The sequence below is a fragment of the Pseudomonas sp. N2-3-1-14 genome (assembly GCF_041228395.1).
GTDB lineage: Bacteria > Pseudomonadota > Gammaproteobacteria > Pseudomonadales > Pseudomonadaceae > Aquipseudomonas.
Map to the genome: position 1 here is coordinate 3032810 of NZ_CP166199.1, position 18227 is coordinate 3051036.

The following is an 18227-nucleotide window of genomic DNA, read 5'->3' on the forward strand; positions in this document are numbered from 1 at the left end:
GAACGTCACTTCAAGCCAGATCGACCAGCACGATCTCGCTGTCCTCAATCGCCGTCACCCGCAACAGTTGCTCATCCTCAACCGCCACGCCGTCTCGAGCTTGCGCACGCAAGCCATTGACTTCAATCACGCCCGTCGCCGGCACCAGGTACGCGCGGCGCCCGCTGTCCAGCCGATACTCCGCACTTTCGCCCGCTTTCAGGTTGGCCGCCACCAGGCGTGCATCAGCGCGGATGCGCAGGCTTTCGCTGTCACCGGCCTTGCCGCTGGCCAGGGTCACAAAGCCCTCGCGATCCCCTTGAGGAAAGGGCTTGGCGCCCCACGAAGGCGGCAAGCCGGCCTCGTTTGGAATAATCCAGATCTGGAAAATCTTGGTCGGCGTGGCCTCCAGGTTGTATTCGCTGTGGGCGATCCCGGTGCCGGCACTCATCACCTGCACATCGCCGGCCTCGGTACGGCCCTTGTTGCCAAGGTTGTCGGCGTGGCTGATGGCGCCTTCGCGCACGTAGGTGATGATTTCCATGTCGCGGTGCGGGTGCTGCGGGAAACCCGTGCCCGGCGCGATAATGTCGTCGTTCCATACCCGCAGGTTGCCCCAGTGCATGCGCTTGGGGTCGTGGTATTGGGCGAATGAAAAGTGGTGATGGGCGTCAAGCCAGCCATGATGGGCGCCGCCCAGCGTGTTGAAAGGTCGAAGTTCGAGCATGAGAGTCTCCTGATGATGGAGGCCATGATCCGCCAGTGCATGATCGATAAAAAGCGTAAAAATTGCCGTATTCTCATCCAATTATTCGATTGGTTACAGGCGTTTCAACTTTCACTTCATCGCCTAACCGCATGACGTCAAAGCAATTGGCTGGAACTGAGCGCCGATTCCGGCGACCATGGCGCCTTCGCCAAAACCAACCTCATCGCTGGAGTCCGCGTGCCGCAACAAACGCCTGATTTGCCCCCTGAGCTTCGACCTCTGGCAGAAATGCCGCTGCTGAAACGGCTGGCCGCCCGCTTGTTTGGCCACGGCCTGACGCGTTTACGTGCGCAGCATCGGTTTTCCTGGCTGCACGGCCAGGCTGACGGATTTCGCAGCGGGCACGAAGCCGGGGTGGAATATGGCTATCGCGAAGGCAAGGCTGACGGAATAGAAGAGGGCCGTCAGGTATTGCTGATCCGTGACTTCCGTCCCGATGAGCACAAGGCGCCAGGTGTGGATGACAGCCTGTTCGACGACTGGCGGCTGCCGCTCAGCGCCGACGTGAAGAAGCGCATGAAGGCGGATGTGGCGCGTTTACTGCCGGCCCATGCACAGCCGAGCAGCGCGCAATGGAAAATGATCTTCAGCGACACGCCTTCGACGTCGGTGATCGCCGGTGCCGGTGCTGGTAAGTCCACCTCCCTGGTGCTACGGATCCTGTTGCTCACCCATTACCTGGGCTTTGAACTGAGCTCGATGACCGTGGTGACGTTCACCCGCGAATCGCGCAAAGACTTCATCAACAAGCTCATGGAAATTCTCAACCTGTGGGGCCAACCCCTTGGCAGCAAAGAAGCCCAGGCCGTAGTGCGTACCTTCCACTCGCGCATCCTGCCGATGGTGCGCAGCTTGCCCGGCTTTGAACGGCTGCAGGCGTTCGAGAACCTCAGCAGTGGTGTCGAGGACGCGGACAGCAACCCATTCGACCTGCGCATCGGCGATGCCCAACGCCAACAGATGAATGCCTGCTACCACCGGCTGCACGGCCGGCACGAGCGTTTTCGTGAGCTGATTGCACCCTTGGCCCGTCATGGCCTGCAGCTCAAGGAGCTGGAGCGCGACCATCCGGATGTGCAAAAGCGTATCGCTGTGACCGAGTTGGCCGCCAAGCGTGATGAAGAACTTTGCGATGTCATCGAAGACCTGTGGTTTCGTGCGGGCGCCTGGCCGATCAAGGGCATTGAGCCGAGCCGTCAGACCTTTGAGATCAATGGCGCGCAGTTTCACTGTCACGGCTATATTCCGCAGCTGGACGCCTGGGTGATGCTGGGCTTCGATTCACGCGAAAACGCTCAGATCAGTCGGCCGAATTCGAAGCTTTCGGTGCGCGCCGAGTGGGCAGTAAAGCGCACACTGTTTCAAGCTTTCTGTCGTAAGCCTATGATTTGGCTAGATAGTTATGAGTCTTCCAAGCGTCTATTAAGCAGCTTGGCCGGCGATGCTACCGCAGGGCCGGGCTTCGATTACAAGGTCAAAGGTGAACTCGCCTCGGCGCCGCTGCTGGACAGCTTTGTGATGGCTGCCGGGTTCATCGAGAACCTCGGCCTGGACGTGCCGACTGCCGTGGGCCAGATGAGCTTTGCCAAGGACGATCCCGACAGGTTGTTTTTTGAAGCCCTGAGCATCTTCTGGAAAGCCCTGGAAGATCACCTGCTCGATCAATCGCCGCCGATCATGACCTACAACCGGATGTTTTCGTTGTTCGGCGAAAATACCCCGGAAAATCTCAAGCTGCTCAGCGATCCGTTGCTACGGCCGATGTCGCACTTGATGATCGACGAGTTTCAGGACGTGTCACCGCAGATCGTTTCGTGGATTCGCGCCAGCCTGCGCGAAATCCGCGCTCGCGGCCCGGCGATGCACGTAGGCCGCGGCGCACAGCGTTCATCCTTGCTGTGTGTGGGCGATGACTGGCAGTCGATTTATGGCTGGCGCGGCAGTTCACCCCAATACTTCATGGCGTTCAACACCGAATTCCCATCGCCGAGCACCACCCGCGTGATGCTGAGTGAGAACTACCGCAGCCACCAGCACATCATCGACGCCGCCGAGCATATTGTGCGCGCCGCCCCGGCAATCCCCGGCAAAAAAGCCAAGGCCAGTGGCGAACCCAAGGCGTTGGTACCCGTGACGGTGCTTGAGCGCGACGACGCTGCGTTGGCTCGGCAGTTGCTGACGCACTACCAAAGAGGCGAATCGGTGTTAATGCTTTATCGAAAAAGTAGCGATAAGTTATTGATTCAGGAACATATTCAGTCTGTAGTTAATGCTGATTCTAGCTTGCCGTTACCGGACCGCAGGCTGAGACAGCTGACTTATCACAGCGCCAAAGGGCTACAGGCCGATGCGGTATTTCTGCTGGGTGATTGTCAGCATGTGACCAGCTCGCCCTACAAGAATCAGGTCTACCGCATGGCTGGCCTGGGCAAGGACGGTGACAGCGAGCCGTATGACGCTGCCCAAAAAGACGAAGTGCTGCGCCTGGCCTATGTCGGTATCACCCGAGCGGTAAGCCATTGCTATTGGTACGTGGAAAAGCCGGAAGGCCAGGGCGTGAATGTGCCCAGGGCTTCGGAACGGGTGGATGGCAAGAAAGCGTTTTTTGACGATCAGCGCGGCCAGTGAGTGCAACGTGATGTGGGAAGGCGCCAGCCGTTCCCACATGAGCTATACGTCCCCGGATAACCTGAGGTCAGGCCCGCAAGGACAGCGGCGGCACAAAACACTCCAGCTCAGCTTCGACGGCTTCGATGATGCGCTCTACATCGGCGGCATTCATCACGGTGGCACAGGGAATGCCGGCAATCGCGATCAACGTTTCGCCGCTGCTGCGATCAAACAGGCGGGCGACCATGCTGCCGGGGGCGTCCATGCTGCCCTCAAACCCCATCGGATGAAAATGCCAGCGCATCAGCTGGCAAGCGTTGGGAAATGTCACTTTATTCATGTTGCCCACCTTCTTCATTGAGCGCTTCCTTTAGCTCGCGGCAGGGGCCATGACCGTCACTGGTCAGGGCATCGAAGAAGTTCAAAATAGCACCCGTTCGCAAGCGCAAGGTGACTTTTTTGGGCCCGTTGGGCAGTTCTTTTTCAATACCTTGATGTGGGTCATCTCCTACTACAAACTAGGCAAAAGGCCATTATTCAGAAGCGCCAATTGACCATTGAAGGCTGCCCTGAAATTCGGCACTCTCCAGGGTTTACCCGCAACCGAGCCGCCCATGCCGCAGACCGCTCCGGACGATGATTGCCAACACACCCAAGCCACGGGCGATCTGGTGCTGCGTCACCACCTGTGCTGGCGCCATCGCGATCTGGATGGCGTGATGTCCTATTACCATCCGGACATTCAGTACCACGACTTCTTCCAGAACCGCGTCATCGGCTACGCCGAACTGCGTGACTACCTGCAAGCCAGCATGCCGCGCGGCGCCGACGAAGCCATTGAGCACACCGACCGCATTCGTGCCGACGGCGACACCGCGTTCATCCAGTACCGCATCACCTTGCGGGGGGGCCAGGGCCTGGTGTCGTTTCGCACCAGCGAGGCCATCACTGTGCGTGACGGGCTGATCTGGCGGGTCAACGAATACGCGTCACTGGTGCACGAACAGCCAACCCGGGCAATGCGCCCCACGGTCAGCCGCCTGGGTTTGTCGCCCCAGCAATTGGGGCACATGGCCAATGACCTGCAACACTATTTCGAACTCAAGCAGCCCTACCTGGACCCGGAACTGGACCTGCAACGGGTTGCCAAGGAATGCGGCTACAGTCGCAATCAAATTTCCTACCTGTTGAACCAGGTGCTGGGGCAGAGCTTCTACCGCTACGTCAACCAGGCCCGGCTTCAACACTTGCTGGCCGCGCTGGATAACGCCGTACCGCCGATAAAGGTCGATGACCTGGCGTTCGCCGCCGGTTTCAATTCACTGTCGGCGTTCTACAGTGCCTTTCGCCAGCACACCGGCCAGTCGCCCAAGGCCTACGTCAAACAAATTTCTCTGCGTGCACGCGCGCAAGACAGCCCATAACAGCGCGCTCTAGGATCCAGCCTATCGAAACGAGGTAGGGGAGCTTGGCATGCCGGCATGGCGCAATATCAGTTTATGGATGGACCAGCTGGACGACCCGCTGCGGGCGCGGCCGGCCTTGGAGCATGACCTGGACGTCAACGTGGCCATCATCGGTGCCGGCTACACAGGCCTGTGGACGGCCTATTACCTGAAACGCCAGGCACCCGAGCTGAAAATTGCAATTATCGAAGCCCAAACCGCAGGTTTTGGCGCCTCTGGCCGCAACGGCGGCTGGCTGATGGGCAATTTGCTCGGCGAAGATCGCCTGCTCGCCGGGCTTGACCCGCAACAACGCCGCGCCTCCTTTGACCTGCTGCACGGCATTCCCGATGAAGTGGCGCGAGTGCTGGCCCGTGAGGGCATCGACTGCGACTACCGCAAGGGCGGCGCGCTGTACTGCGCCGCGCGCTACCCCGAGCAGGAAGGCAGCCTGCGCCGCTACCTCGAAAAACTCTACGCCCAAGGCCTGACAGCAGACGATTACCGCTGGCTGAGCCCGCAACAGCTGGCCGAACAGATCCGTATCGCCAAACCCTATGGCGGCATCTACGCGCCGCATGTGGCGACGATCAACCCGGCCAAACTGGTGCGTGGCCTGGCGCGCGTCGTGGAGAGCATGGGCGTCACCCTCTACGAAAACAGCCCGGTCACCCATTGGCAGTCCGGCAGCCTGCGCACCGCCAAGGCGGGTGTGCGGGCTGCTTGGGTGGTGCCGGCGGTGGAGGGCTATGCCACCACGCTGCCGCCGCTGGGTCGCTATCAGTTGCCGGTACAGAGCCTGATTGTCGCCACCGAGCCGCTGCCCGCCAGCACCTGGGATGAAATCGGCTTGAGCCACGGCCAGGCATTCGGCGAAAGCAGCCGCCAGGTCACTTACGGCCAGCGTTCGGCCGACAACCGCCTGGTGTTCGGCGCGCGGGGCGGCTATCAGTTCGCCGGTAAATTGCGCCACAACTTCGACCTGACCGACAGCGAAGTAGAACTGCGTCGCTACCTGTTTGGCGAACTTTTCCCACAGCTGAAGAAGGTTCGGATTACCCACTCGTGGGGCGGCAACCTCGGCATGTCACGTCACTTTCGACCGCACATGCTGTGTGACCACAAGACCGGCATCGCGCTGTCCGGTGGTTACGGCGGGGAGGGCGTAGGCGCCAGCAACCTGGGTGGCCGCACCCTGGCTGACTTGATCCTGGGCCTCGATACGCCGCTGACCACCCAGCCCTGGGTGATTCGCGAACGTGGCCTGGACGCGCTCAAGGCCTGGGAGCCCGAGCCGTGCCGCTGGCTGGGCTACAACGCGATCATTCGCAGTTTTGTCCATGAAGACCAGGTATTGGCCAACCCCAATACCGCGCCCTGGCGCCGCAAGTTGGCGACCGGCGTGGCCGGGTTCATGGAAGGTTTCATGCACTAAGACGTTTCACTCACACGGGAAAACCCATGAGCATCACTCACTTCAAAGACACGCTGAATGCCCACTTGCCGGACTCCTCACCGGTGGCCGTGCCCTTGGGCGAACCCATCGCCGTGGCCTCCACCTTGAGTGTGGAACGCAGCGACGGCGTCGAAACCGGCATCTGGGCGTGCACGCCAGGGCGCTGGCGTCGGCAGATCAAGTCCCAGGAGTTTTGCCACTTTATCCAGGGCCGCTGCACCTTCATGCCCGATAACGGTGAAGTCGTCCACATACAAGCCGGTGATGCACTGATGTTGCCGGCCAACAGCACCGGAGTCTGGGATATCCAGGAAACCGTGCGCAAGACCTATGTATTGATTCTGTAACGCTTTGATCCTTGATCGCCTGCCATAAAAACAGCCCTAAAACCGCCAGGAAATCGAACCATGAAAGCCATTGCCCTGTTGCCCTTGATGTTGGTGGCCACTATCAGCCAGGCCGCCGAGACGGTGAAGATTTACAACTGGTCGGACTACATCGCGCCGGACACCACCAAGCACTTCCAGCAAGAAACCGGCATCGGTTTCACTTACGACGTGTACGACAGCAACGAAACCCTCGACGGCAAGTTGATGACCGGCAAATCCGGGTATGACGTGGTGTTTCCGTCCAACCACTTCATGGCCCGGCAAATCCAGGGCGGCGCCCTGAAAAAGCTCGACAAGAGCCAGTTGCCGAACTGGAAAAACCTCAACCCGGTGCTGCTCAAGGCCCTGGAAAACAACGACCCGGGCAACCAGCACGGCTTCCCGTACCTGTGGGGCAGCACGGGCATCGGCTACAACATCGACAAGGTCAAGGCCGTGCTGGGCGACAACGCCCCGGTGGATTCCTGGGACCTGATCTTCAAGCCGGAGAATATGGCCAAGCTGCAAAAATGCGGCGTGGCGATCCTCGACAACGGCCCGGAACTGCTGCCGGCGGCGCTTAACTACCTGGGCCTGCCGCACCACAGCAAAAAGCCCGAGGACTACAAGAAAGCTGAAGACCTGCTGATGAAAGTGCGGCCGTACGTGGCGTACTTCCACTCATCGAAGTACACCGCTGACCTGGCCAATGGCGACATCTGCGTGGCCGTCGGCTTCTCCGGCGACATCCTGCAAGCCGAAAGCCGTGCCAAGGAAGCCAAGAACGGCGTGAACATCGGCTACAACATTCCCAAAGAAGGCGCCGCCATCTGGTTCGACATGGTCGCCATGCCGGCCGACGCGCCTGACGAAAAGGCCGGCTATGCGTTCATGAACTACCTGCTGCGCCCGGAAGTGATGGCCAGCATCACCAACTACGTGCACTACGCCAACGGCAACGCCGCCGCCGACAGCCTGGTGGACCCGGCGATCAAAGCCGACACCAAGGTGTACCCGAGCCCGGAAATGATGGGCAAGCTGTTTGCACTGGAAGCGATGCCGCTGAACATCGACCGGGTTCGTACACGGGTGTGGAACACCATTCGTACCGGGCGATAGGCTTAGCTGCTGTGGCGAGGGGTTGTTGTGAGAAGCGGGCTCCCTGTGTCGAGCGGGCTTGCTGTGGCGAGCGGGCTTGCCCCGCGTTGGGCTGCGAAGCGGCCCCAAAACCTGCCGCTGAGGACTGCCTGATACACCACATTCATCCTAACTGGGGCCGCTTCGCGCCCCAACGCGGGGCAAGCCCGCTCGCCACAACAAGCCTGCCCACCACAGTAACCCTGCTCACCACAGTAACCCTGCCAGCCACAACAACCCGGCTCATCACAATCGCGCATGCAGTCAGGGGTGTTCCAAATCGTGCCCCAGCGACTGGATAAACAGCGAAAACAGCTCCGGCTGTGACGAGATATCCAGCTTCGCGTACAGGTGTCGCCGGTGCACCTTCACGGTGTCCGGCGAGATCTTCAGGCGTTCGGCCATGGCCTTGGACGAGAACCCGCGCAGCACCAGGCGCGCCACTTCCAGCTCCCGCTCCGAGAGCACACCACTGCCGAAATGGCTCAGCGCATCCCGGATCTGGCTGTCCATCGCCGGCGCGCGTTGGGTACTTTGCTGCCAATGCTGGTGCATCAACGGCAACACCCAGGCTGCCAGCATCGTCATCAACCCGGTTTCCTCAACGCTGAACCGCCGCTGCATGCCCAGCGATAACGACAAGGTCCCTGTACCCGGCACTTGCAGGATGAACTGCACCTCGTCTTCCAGCACGTTGTCGTGAAAGTAGTTGAGGAAGTATTCACTCTGGCGGAAATGATCCGGCGCGACTTCCTCCAGGCGATACACACCACTGGCATAACCCTCGCGGCAGGCCTGGTAAAACGGGTCGAGCAAGTACAGGCCATTGAGGTACACCAGCATCGACGCCGGTTTACTGCTGGGCTGGGCGTCGTATTCTTCCAGGGCCTGGGGCGGGCCGTCGGCAGGATAGAAAATCGCCAGCGCGTTATCGAACGGCAGGCATTGGTGCAGCAACAGCACCAGCTGCTTCCAGAACCGCTCGGTGCCGATATGCGCGACGGTGCGGCCCAGGCCTGCGTGCATGCCGACCTCTCTGAACAGGCTCATCTCACAGGCTCCCACCCTCAAAATATCGGCCAAGGGTTCGGCTTTTAGCGCGTACCGTCAAGGGGAGTACGCCAATAGGGGAATTGGCCTGCCTACACGCAGCGTTTACTTTCTCGACCATCCAGTGGGAAACATATCCCGCAAACGCCAGACCTTTCGTTTCTGCCTCACATCAAAAACAACGACAGAGGATAACGATATGAGTGCTTCCCCCGCGCCAGACGGCGTGCTCAAACCCACGCTGAGCGTGTTCGATGTGGTCACCATCACCGTTTCTGCGGTGACGCCGGCCAGTTCCGTGTTTGTGATTGCCCCGTTTGCTATCCAGCAAGCGGGCAGTGGTGTGTTCCTGGCGTTTGTGATGGCCGGCTTGCTCGCCTTGATGTTCGCCTTCTGCTACGCGGAGCTGGGCCGCGCGCACAACAGTGCCGGTGGCGAATACGTCTACGCCAAGCGGGTGTTTGGCGGCATGGCCGGCTACGCGACCTTCCTGACCGTGCTGGTGATGCTGCTGTTTATCCCACCGGTGTTGGCCACTGGCGCGGCGACCTACCTGAACAATGCTCTGGGCACGCAGTTCGATTCGCAAACCGTCGCCCTGGTCATCGTGGTGTGCAGCTACGCGCTGGGCATCCTCAATATCAAGCTCAACGCCTGGATCACCGGCACCTGCCTGCTGCTGGAAATCGCCGCGTTGCTGGTGATTGTGTGCATCGGCTTCGGCAACCCGGTGCAGCCGGCCAGCGTGTTGTTCCAGCCGCAAATCGTCGAAAACGGCGTGCTGCACCTGGCGCCGTGGGGCTTGGTGATCGGCGCGGTCGGTATCGGCTTGTTTTCGTACAACGGTTACGGCCCCGCCGTGTTGTTGGCTGAAGACATGAAGTGTGGCGGCAAAGGCGTGCACAAGGCGGTGCTGTGGTCACTGGGGCTGGTGGTGGTGATCGAACTGGTGCCCATCACCGCGCTGTTGATCGGCGCGCCGTCGTTGAGTGCGATGATCAGCAGCCCGGACCCGATCGGCTACCTGCTGACCAGCCACGGCAATGAAACGCTGTCGCGGCTGGTCAGTGCGGGGATCTTCCTCTCAGTGTTCAACGCGATTGTCGCCATCGTCATCCAGATTGGCCGCGTGGTGTTCAGCAGCGGCCGCGATGCGCTGTGGACGCCGCGCATCAACACACTGTTCACGCGCATTCACCCGCGCTGGGATTCGCCGTGGCTGGCAACCTTGTTCCTGGCCATCCCGTCGGCGCTGTTGAGTTTCAGCTCCAACCTGGCGGACCTCACATCCTTCAGCGTGTTACTGATCATATTGGTGTACCTGGCGGTGGCCTTGTGCGCGCTGATGAGCCGGGTGCTGCTGCGTGATCGCGAGCATCCTTATCGCATGCCGTTATGGCCGCTGCCGGCGGTGTTGGCCGTGCTGGGCGCAGGTTACCTGCTGGTGACCTTGATCTACGCGGCGTCGGTGCGCGACATCATGATCATCATCGGCTTGCTCGCGCTGTCGGTCATTTTTTATTGCATCAGTGGCCGGTTGAGTCCGGCGTATCAAAAATTGTAAGGAGTGGGTATGCGTGCACGTCAATTGGGCATTACGTTGGGGCTGGGCACGCCCGGCGAATTGAATGCCATCACCGATGTGCCGGGCGTTCGGGTCGGCCACAGTACGCTCAAGGCGTGTATCGACGGCAAACAAGTGCGTACCGGTGTCACCGTGATCCAGCCGCGCGAAGGCGAGGCGCGTCAGCAACCGTGTTTTGCCGGGTACCACGTACTCAACGGCAATGGCGATGCCACCGGCCTTGAATGGATCAGCGAAGCGGGATTGCTGACCACGCCCGTGGCCATCACCAACACTCACAGCATCGGCGTGGTGCGTGACACCTTGATCGCCCTGGAGCGTGAGCGCCTGGCGGACCCGGCGGTGTATTGGTGCATGCCGGTGGTGATGGAAACCTACGACGGGCTGCTCAACGATATCTGGGGCCAGCACGTCAAGCCTGAGCATGTACGCCAGGCGCTGGATAACGCTGAGAGTGGCCCGGTGCAGGAAGGCGCAGTGGGCGGCGGCACCGGGATGATCTGCCATGAGTTCAAGGGCGGCATCGGCACCGCCTCGCGGCGGTTGCCGGCCGAGCAGGGCGGCTGGACCGTCGGCGCGCTGGTGCAGGCCAACCATGGCAAGCGCCAGGAGCTGCGGGTGGACGGTTACCCGGTTGGCCGTCACTTGCAGGGCATCGCATCCCCCTTCGCCGCGCGCGGCACGCCAGGCATGGGCTCCATCGTGGTGATCATCGCCACCGACGCGCCTTTACTGCCGCATCAGTGCCGACGGCTGGCGCAACGCGCGTCGATCGGCATCGCGCGCACCGGCGGCGGCACCGAGGACTCCAGCGGCGACCTGTTCCTGGCCTTCGCCACCGGCAACCGCGATCTGCCGCCAGCCGATTACGGGCGCGAAGGCTCGCCACTGAGCACGGCGTTGCAGATGGTCAACAACGATCACATCTCACCGCTGTTCACGGCCGCGGCAGAAGCGGTGGAGGAGGCGATCATCAATGCCCTGCTGGCCGGTGAGGACATGACCACAGAGCAGGGGGTCACGGTGCCAGGGTTGGCGGGTGAAACGTTGCTCGAGGCATTAACCAGGTCCGGCTGGAGTGTGTCCCGGTAATAGGGGGCAACTAATAATTAATAGTGTAAGTAGTGGCTCTTTAATGTCGCCAATGACACCGTGACAATATATTGGATCCATTATTCAAGTGCGCCGCTCAAGTTGAGCGGCTTTACTGCTATTTAATATTTAAATACCACTCGGGCCGGCGCTTTTGTGCAAACGCAGTTGTCCCCAATAAACACTGCCTGCGACTTCCTTAACTTGAATCCACGTCACATTTTCGCTGCGGAAATATTTGTAGACGAAAGATTTCAAGTTGTGTCAGTTTCGATACGCCTTCAAAAGAGGCGAGTGATAGGACGATCTCGCCCGCGGGGTTCCTATCGACCAAAGACTGATGCACTTGCAAACAAGGAAGTACGTTTATGTCAAAAGTAAAAGACAAAGCTATTGTTTCTGCCGCGCAAGCCAGCACTGCTTACTCGCAAATCGATAGCTTCAGCCATCTGTATGACCGTGGCGGCAACCTCACGGTGAATGGCAAACCGTCCTTTTCCGTGGACCAGGCAGCGGACCACCTGCTGCGCGATGGCGCCTCGTACAAGGATGTGAATCACAACGGCAAGATCGATCTGACCTACACCTTCCTCACCTCGGCTTCCTCGGCCACCCTGAACAAACATGGGATCTCCGGGTTCAGCCAGTTCAACGCCCAGCAGAAAGCACAGGCCGTACTGGCCATGCAATCCTGGTCGGATGTCGCCAACGTGAGCTTTACCGAAAGCGCCTCGGGCGGTGACACGCACATGACCTTCGGCAACTACAGCGGTGGCCAGGATGGCGCGGCTGCCTTCGCTTACCTGCCCGGCACCGGCGCAGGCTACGACGGCACCTCGTGGTACCTGACCAACAGCAGCTACACGCCGAACAAGACCCCGGACGTGAACAACTACGGCCGGCAGACCCTGACCCACGAAATCGGCCATACCCTGGGCCTGGCTCACCCTGGCGACTACAACGCCGGGACCGGCAACCCTTCGTACAAAGACGCGGACTATGGACAGGACACGCGTGGCTACAGCGTCATGAGTTACTGGAGCGAAAGCAACACCAACCAGAACTTCACCAAAGGCGGCGTCGAAGCTTACGCTTCAGGCCCGCTGATCGACGACATTGCCGCGATCCAGAAGCTCTACGGTGCCAACTACAGCACCCGCGCCGGCGACACCACCTACGGTTTCAACTCCAACACTGGGCGTGATTTCTACAGCGCTACTTCCAATGCCGACAAGCTGGTGTTCTCGGTATGGGACGGTGGTGGCAACGACACCCTGGACTTCTCCGGTTTCACCCAAAACCAGAAGATCAACCTCAATGAGGCCTCGTTCTCCGACGTTGGCGGCCTGGTGGGCAACGTGTCCATCGCCAAGGGCGTCACGGTCGAGAACGCCTTCGGCGGTTCGGGCAACGACCTGATCATTGGTAACAACGCAGCCAACCTCATCAAGGGCGGTGCCGGCAACGACATCATCTACGGCGGTGGCGGTGCGGACCAACTGTGGGGCGGCGCCGGCAACGATACCTTCGTGTACGGTGCCAGTTCCGATTCCAAGCCGGGTGCTGCTGACAAGATCTTCGACTTCACCTCGGGTTCGGACAAGATCGACCTGTCCGGCATCACCAAAGGTGCGGGCTTGAGCTTCGTCAACGCATTTACCGGGCATGCCGGCGATGCTGTACTCAGCTATGCCTCGGGTACCAACCTGGGCACCTTGGCCGTGGACTTCTCCGGGCACGGCGTGGCGGATTTCCTCGTCACCACCGTTGGCCAGGCTGCGGTCAGCGACATCGTAGCGTGATGTAAAGCGCGCGGCGCTCCGGCGCCGCGCTCTATGATGGAGCAGCACATGCCGCGTTTTTCTCATTTGATCGCCTGTGCTTCACAGGTGTTGTTCGTGTCGGCAGGAGCCCACGCAATGGCTAGCAGTCTTGTTTTACCCACCACCGCCCAGTTGGCCGGCCACTGGCAGTTGCACCAGCAGGATCAAGTGTGCGCGTTGGACCTGTTGGACCAGCCTAACGCGCTGGCCGGCGATGTGGCGTGCGCAGCGCAATGGCTGGGCGATAAACCGCTGACCTGGTTGCCAACCCCGGACGGCATCTGGCTGATGAACGCCCAGGGCACGGGCATTATCCATTTGAACCGTGAAAAAGACGGCGAATATAAAGGGCAGACGCCTTCAATCCCCGAAGTTGTCCTGCAACGAACACCTTAATTAACAGTTATAAGCATATAACCCGATTTTAATAGTTGGCCGCCCTACTGTGGGGCCTGGGCAACTAGTGCGCGTAATTCGCTTCAGGGAAGATCAGAAGATATGGCGAAGTCCCATGCGGTTGCGCCCTTATTCAGGGCGTTGGGTGAATACAAGAGTATTTTGATCAGCATCGGCTGTTTTACCGCATTGATTAACCTGTTGATGCTGGTGCCGTCGATTTACATGCTGCAAGTGTACGACCGTGTGTTGTCCTCCCAGAATGAAACCACCCTGGTGATGTTGACGTTGATGGTCGTCGGCTTCTTTGCGTTTATCGGCACGCTGGAAGTCGTTCGCAGTTTTATCGTGATCCGGATCGGCAGCCAGTTGGAGCGGCGCTTCAACTTGCGCGTCTACAAAGCCGCGTTTGAACGCAACCTGCAGCGCGGTCAGGGGCACGCCGGGCAATCCCTTGGCGACCTGACCGTGATCCGCCAATTCATCACGGGGCCTGCGCTGTTCGCGTTCTTTGATGCACCGTGGTTTCCCATCTACCTGTTCGTGATTTTCCTCTTCAACGTGTGGCTTGGCGTGCTGGCAACGGCGGGCGCGGTACTGCTGATCGCGCTGGCGTGCCTGAATGAATACCTGACCAAAAAACCGCTGGGCGAGGCGGGCGCGTTTTCCCAGCAATCGACCCAGTTGGCCACCAGCCATTTGCACAACGCCGAGACGATCCAGGCCATGGGCATGCTCGGCGCGTTGCGCAAGCGCTGGTTCGCGGTGCATTCGCAATTTCTTGGCTATCAGAACAAGGCCAGCGACACCGGCTCGGTGATCACCTCGCTGAGCAAGTCCTTTCGCCTGTGCCTGCAATCACTGGTGCTGGGCTTGGGCGCCTTTCTGGTGATCAAGGGCGACATGACGGCCGGGATGATGATCGCCGGTTCCATCCTCATGGGCCGCGTGCTCAGCCCCATCGACCAACTGATTGCGGTGTGGAAGCAGTGGAGTTCGGCCAAGTTGGCTTACCAGCGGCTTGACGAATTGCTGCGCGAATTCCCGCCGGAAGTCGAACACATGGCGCTGCCGGCGCCCAACGGCCAGGTCAGTTTCGAACAAGTCAGCGCGGGCCCGCCCGGGCGGCGCGTGCCGACCCTGCATCAGGTCAGTTTCAACCTCGGTGCGGGCGAAGTGCTTGGCGTGCTTGGCGCGTCGGGTTCGGGCAAATCCACCCTGGCCCGCGTGCTGGTGGGTGTGTGGCCAACCCTGGCCGGCACAGTGCGCCTGGACGGCGCCGATATCCATCGTTGGGACCGCGACGACCTCGGTCCCCATATCGGTTACTTGCCCCAGGACATCGAACTGTTCAGCGGCAGCATCGCCGACAACATTGCACGGTTTCGCGACGCCGACCCGGAACGGGTGGTGCAGGCCGCGCAACAAGCCGGTGTGCATGAGCTGATCCTGCGCCTGCCACAGGGTTACGACACGGTGCTGGGCGACAACGGCGGCGGCCTGTCCGGTGGCCAGAAGCAACGCGTGGCCCTGGCCCGCGCGCTCTACGGCGGGCCGCGCTTGATCGTACTGGATGAACCCAACTCCAATCTCGACACCGTCGGCGAAGCCGCGCTGGCCAGTGCCATCGTGCAGATGAAAGCCCAGGGCAGCAGCGTGGTGCTGGTGACGCACCGGTCCTCGGCGCTGGCCCAGGCCGATAAGTTGCTGGTGCTCAACGAAGGCCGTTTGCAGGCCTTCGGCCCCAGCCAGGAAGTGCTGCGCGCCTTGTCGGGCCAGCAGCAGGAAGCACCACGAGAAAAGGCCGGCGTGAGCCTCAGCCGTCAGTACCAAGCCGGAAGGAATCCAGGCGCATGAGCAGCCTTACATTTGAGCAACGAGATGCCGGTTTTTTCGTAAAAATGGGTTGGCTGCTGACCATCGTCGGCGCCGGCGGCTTCTTTCTCTGGGCCAGCCTGGCGCCTCTGGACCAAGGCATCCCGGTGCAAGGCACGGTGGTGGTGTCGGGCAAGCGCAAAGCCGTGCAAACCTTCAGCCCCGGCGTGGTCAGCCGGATTCTGGTGAAGGAGGGCGAGGCGGTCAAACAAGGCCAGCCGCTGTTTCGCCTCGACCAGACCCAGAACCAGGCCGACGTGCAATCCCTGCAAGCCCAGTACCGCATGGCCTGGGCCAGCGTGGCGCGCTGGCAGAGCGAGCGCGATAACCGCTCCAGCATCACCTTTCCGGCCGAGTTGAGCGCCAACCCCGATCCGGCGCTGGCCCTGGTGCTGGAAGGCCAACGCCAACTGTTCAGCAGCCGCCGCGAGGCATTTTCCCGCGAGCAAGCCGGGATTCGCGCGAATATCGACGGTGCCACTTCGCAACTCAATGGCATGCGCCGTGCCCGCAGCGACTTGTCCGCCCAGGCCCAATCCCTGCGCGACCAACTGGCCAACCTGCAACCCTTGGCCGACAACGGCTATATCCCGCGCAATCGCTTGCTCGATTACCAGCGCCAACTGTCCCAGGTACAACAGGACCTGGCGCAGAACGCCGGCGAAAGCGGCCGCGTGGAGCAGGGCATTCTTGAATCACGGCTCAAGTTGCAGCAGCACAGCGAGGAATATCAAAAGGAAGTGCGCAGCCAACTGGCCGACGCCCAACTGCGCAGCCTGACCCTGGAGCAGCAGCTCACCTCGGCCGGCTTCGACCTGCAGCACAGTGAAATCAACGCCCCGGCCGATGGCATTGCGGTCAACCTCAGCGTGCACACCGAAGGCGCCGTGGTGCGTGCCGGTGAAACCCTGTTGGAAATCGTGCCCCAGGGCACACGCCTGGAAGTCGAAGGGCGTTTGCCGGTGAACCTGGTGGACAAGGTTGGCACGCACTTGCCGGTGGATATCCTGTTCACCGCCTTCAACCAGAGCCGCACCCCGCGCGTGCCGGGCGAAGTCAGCCTGATTTCTGCCGACCAGATGCTTGATGAAAAAACCGGCCAGCCGTACTACGTGCTGCGCACCACGGTGAGCGAGGCCGCACTGGAAAAACTCCATGGCCTGGTGATCAAGCCGGGCATGCCTGCCGAGATGTTCGTGCGCACCGGCGAGCGCTCGTTGCTCAATTATCTGTTCAAGCCGCTGCTGGATCGCGCCGGCTCCGCGCTGACCGAGGAATGAGCATGAAACCTGTGTTCATTTCACTGCTGTTGATGTGTGGCTCTGCCCAGGCTGCCATGGGCCCGTTTGATGTGTATGAGCAAGCCTTGCGTAACGATCCGGTGTTTCTCGGCGCGATCAAGGAGCGCGACGCCGGCCTGGAAAACCGCACCATCGGCCGCGCCGGGCTGCTGCCCAAGCTGTCGTACAACTACAACAAGGGCCGCAACAACTCTGAGGCGCACCTGCCGGACGGGCGCGGCGGCAACTACCGCGACGACCGCAACTACAACAGTTATGGCTCGACCTTCAGCCTGCAACAGCCTTTGTTCGACTACGAAGCCTATGCCAACTACCGCAAGGGCGTGGCCCAGTCGTTGTTCGCCGATGAAAGCTTTCGCGACAAGAGCCAGGCGCTGCTGGTGCGGGTGCTGAGCTATTACACCCAGGCCCTGTTTGCCCAGGACCAGATCGACATCGCCCGCGCCAAAAAGAAGGCCTTCGAGCAGCAGTTCCAGCAAAACCAGCACCTGTTCCAGCAGGGCGAAGGCACGCGTACCGACATCCTCGAAGCCGAGTCGCGTTATGAACTGGCCACTGCCGAAGAGATCCAGGCGCTGGATGAGCAGGACGCGTCGCTGAGGGAGTTGGGCGCGTTGATCGGTGTGCAGAGCGTCAACATCCAGGATTTGGCGCCGCTGAACCAAAGTTTTGCCGCCTTCACCCTGACGCCGGCCAACTACGACACCTGGCATGAACTGGCGATCACCAATAATCCGACCCTCGCTTCCCAGCGCCAGGCCGTGGAAGTGGCGCGCTATGAAGTGGAGCGCAACCGCGCCGGGCACCTGCCCAAGATCACCGCGTATGCCAGCTCGCGCAAACAGGAGTCCGACAGCGGCAACACCTACAACCAGCGCTACGACACCAACACCATCGGCATTGAAGTCAGCGTGCCGCTGTATGCCGGTGGCGGTATTTCGGCCGCCACCCGCCAAGCCAGTCGCGGCATGGAGCAGGCCGAGTACGAGCTGGAAGGCAAGACGCGCGAAACCCTGATCGAGCTGCGCCGCCAGTTCAGCGCGTGCCTGTCCGGGGTGAGCAAATTGCGCGCGTATCAAAAGGCCCTGACCTCGGCCGAGGCGCTGGTGGTGTCGACCAAGCAGAGCATCCTCGGCGGCGAGCGGGTCAACCTGGATGCGTTGAACGCCGAGCAGCAGCTGTACAGCACCCGCCGCGACCTGGCCCAGGCGCGGTACGACTATTTGATGGCCTGGACCAAATTGCACTACTACGCGGGCAACTTGCGCGACACCGACCTGGCGAAAGTCGATGAGGCATTCGGCCCGGTGAAATGAGCAGTTATAAAAACAATAAGGATGG

The 18227-nt window shown here is 60.7% G+C and carries 15 protein-coding genes; 12 read left to right on the top strand and 3 right to left on the bottom strand.

Annotation, left to right across the window (positions count from 1 at the left end; genetic code table 11):
- Positions 1–10: 10 nt before the first annotated feature.
- Positions 11–706, bottom strand: a complete 696-nt coding sequence (locus tag AB5I78_RS13940) for a pirin family protein (RefSeq protein ID WP_369302226.1) — start codon at positions 704–706, stop codon at positions 11–13.
- A 219-nt stretch (positions 707–925) separates the two neighbouring features.
- Here AB5I78_RS13940 and AB5I78_RS13945 point away from each other — a divergent pair, with 219 nt between their 5' ends.
- A complete protein-coding gene (locus AB5I78_RS13945; RefSeq protein WP_369302225.1) occupies positions 926–3376 on the top strand; it encodes a UvrD-helicase domain-containing protein in 2451 nt (816 codons plus the stop codon).
- Between the two features lie 67 nt (positions 3377–3443).
- Here the strand turns inward: AB5I78_RS13945 and AB5I78_RS13950 are convergent, their stop codons facing one another.
- A complete protein-coding gene (locus AB5I78_RS13950) occupies positions 3444–3716 on the bottom strand; it encodes a DUF1652 domain-containing protein (RefSeq protein ID WP_145160542.1) in 273 nt (90 codons plus the stop codon).
- 256 nt (positions 3717–3972) lie between these two features.
- Between AB5I78_RS13950 and AB5I78_RS13955 the strand changes: the two genes are divergently transcribed.
- From AB5I78_RS13955 to AB5I78_RS13970, 4 genes are read left to right on the top strand one after another with little or no spacing between them, the layout of a single operon-like run.
- Positions 3973–4782 carry a helix-turn-helix domain-containing protein gene (locus AB5I78_RS13955; protein ID WP_369302224.1) on the top strand — a complete coding sequence of 270 codons (810 nt, stop codon included), beginning with the start codon at positions 3973–3975 and terminating at the stop codon, positions 4780–4782.
- Between the two features lie 49 nt (positions 4783–4831).
- Positions 4832–6238, top strand: coding sequence for an NAD(P)/FAD-dependent oxidoreductase (locus AB5I78_RS13960; RefSeq protein ID WP_369302223.1), 1407 nt, complete (start codon positions 4832–4834; stop codon positions 6236–6238).
- A gap of 26 nt (positions 6239–6264) precedes the next feature.
- Positions 6265–6606 carry a cupin domain-containing protein gene (locus AB5I78_RS13965; RefSeq protein ID WP_369302222.1) on the top strand — a complete coding sequence of 114 codons (342 nt, stop codon included), beginning with the start codon at positions 6265–6267 and terminating at the stop codon, positions 6604–6606.
- 60 nt (positions 6607–6666) lie between these two features.
- Positions 6667–7746 (top strand): polyamine ABC transporter substrate-binding protein, encoded by a 1080-nt coding sequence (locus AB5I78_RS13970; RefSeq protein WP_242196897.1) that lies wholly within the window; start codon positions 6667–6669, stop codon positions 7744–7746.
- 282 nt (positions 7747–8028) lie between these two features.
- Here the strand turns inward: AB5I78_RS13970 and AB5I78_RS13975 are convergent, their stop codons facing one another.
- Positions 8029–8814, bottom strand: coding sequence for a helix-turn-helix transcriptional regulator (locus tag AB5I78_RS13975; RefSeq protein WP_145160552.1), 786 nt, complete (start codon positions 8812–8814; stop codon positions 8029–8031).
- A gap of 199 nt (positions 8815–9013) precedes the next feature.
- On the opposite strand from AB5I78_RS13975, the gene AB5I78_RS13980 reads away from it, so the two are divergent.
- The 7 genes from AB5I78_RS13980 (at position 9014) to AB5I78_RS14010 (ending at position 18202) form a co-directional block, all read left to right on the top strand.
- On the top strand, positions 9014–10378 hold the full coding sequence (locus AB5I78_RS13980) for an APC family permease (RefSeq protein ID WP_145160554.1): 1365 nt from the start codon (positions 9014–9016) through the stop codon (positions 10376–10378).
- Between the two features lie 9 nt (positions 10379–10387).
- The gene (locus tag AB5I78_RS13985) at positions 10388–11491 is read left to right on the top strand and encodes a P1 family peptidase (RefSeq protein WP_369302221.1); all 1104 of its coding nucleotides are present in this window, start codon (positions 10388–10390) and stop codon (positions 11489–11491) included.
- Between the two features lie 368 nt (positions 11492–11859).
- Positions 11860–13293: a serralysin family metalloprotease gene (locus tag AB5I78_RS13990; protein WP_106578104.1), complete on the top strand. Its 1434-nt coding sequence runs from the start codon at positions 11860–11862 to the stop codon at positions 13291–13293.
- Positions 13294–13341: 48 nt separating this feature from the next.
- On the top strand, positions 13342–13710 hold the full coding sequence (locus tag AB5I78_RS13995; RefSeq protein WP_106578105.1) for a protease inhibitor Inh/omp19 family protein: 369 nt from the start codon (positions 13342–13344) through the stop codon (positions 13708–13710).
- A 102-nt stretch (positions 13711–13812) separates the two neighbouring features.
- Positions 13813–15567, top strand: coding sequence for a type I secretion system permease/ATPase (locus tag AB5I78_RS14000; RefSeq protein ID WP_242196885.1), 1755 nt, complete (start codon positions 13813–13815; stop codon positions 15565–15567).
- Positions 15564–16865 (top strand): HlyD family type I secretion periplasmic adaptor subunit, encoded by a 1302-nt coding sequence (locus AB5I78_RS14005; protein ID WP_145160560.1) that lies wholly within the window; start codon positions 15564–15566, stop codon positions 16863–16865. Before AB5I78_RS14000 ends, AB5I78_RS14005 begins: the two co-directional genes overlap by 4 nt.
- A 2-nt stretch (positions 16866–16867) precedes the next feature.
- On the top strand, positions 16868–18202 hold the full coding sequence (locus AB5I78_RS14010) for a TolC family outer membrane protein (RefSeq protein WP_145160562.1): 1335 nt from the start codon (positions 16868–16870) through the stop codon (positions 18200–18202).
- Positions 18203–18227 lie beyond the last annotated feature (25 nt).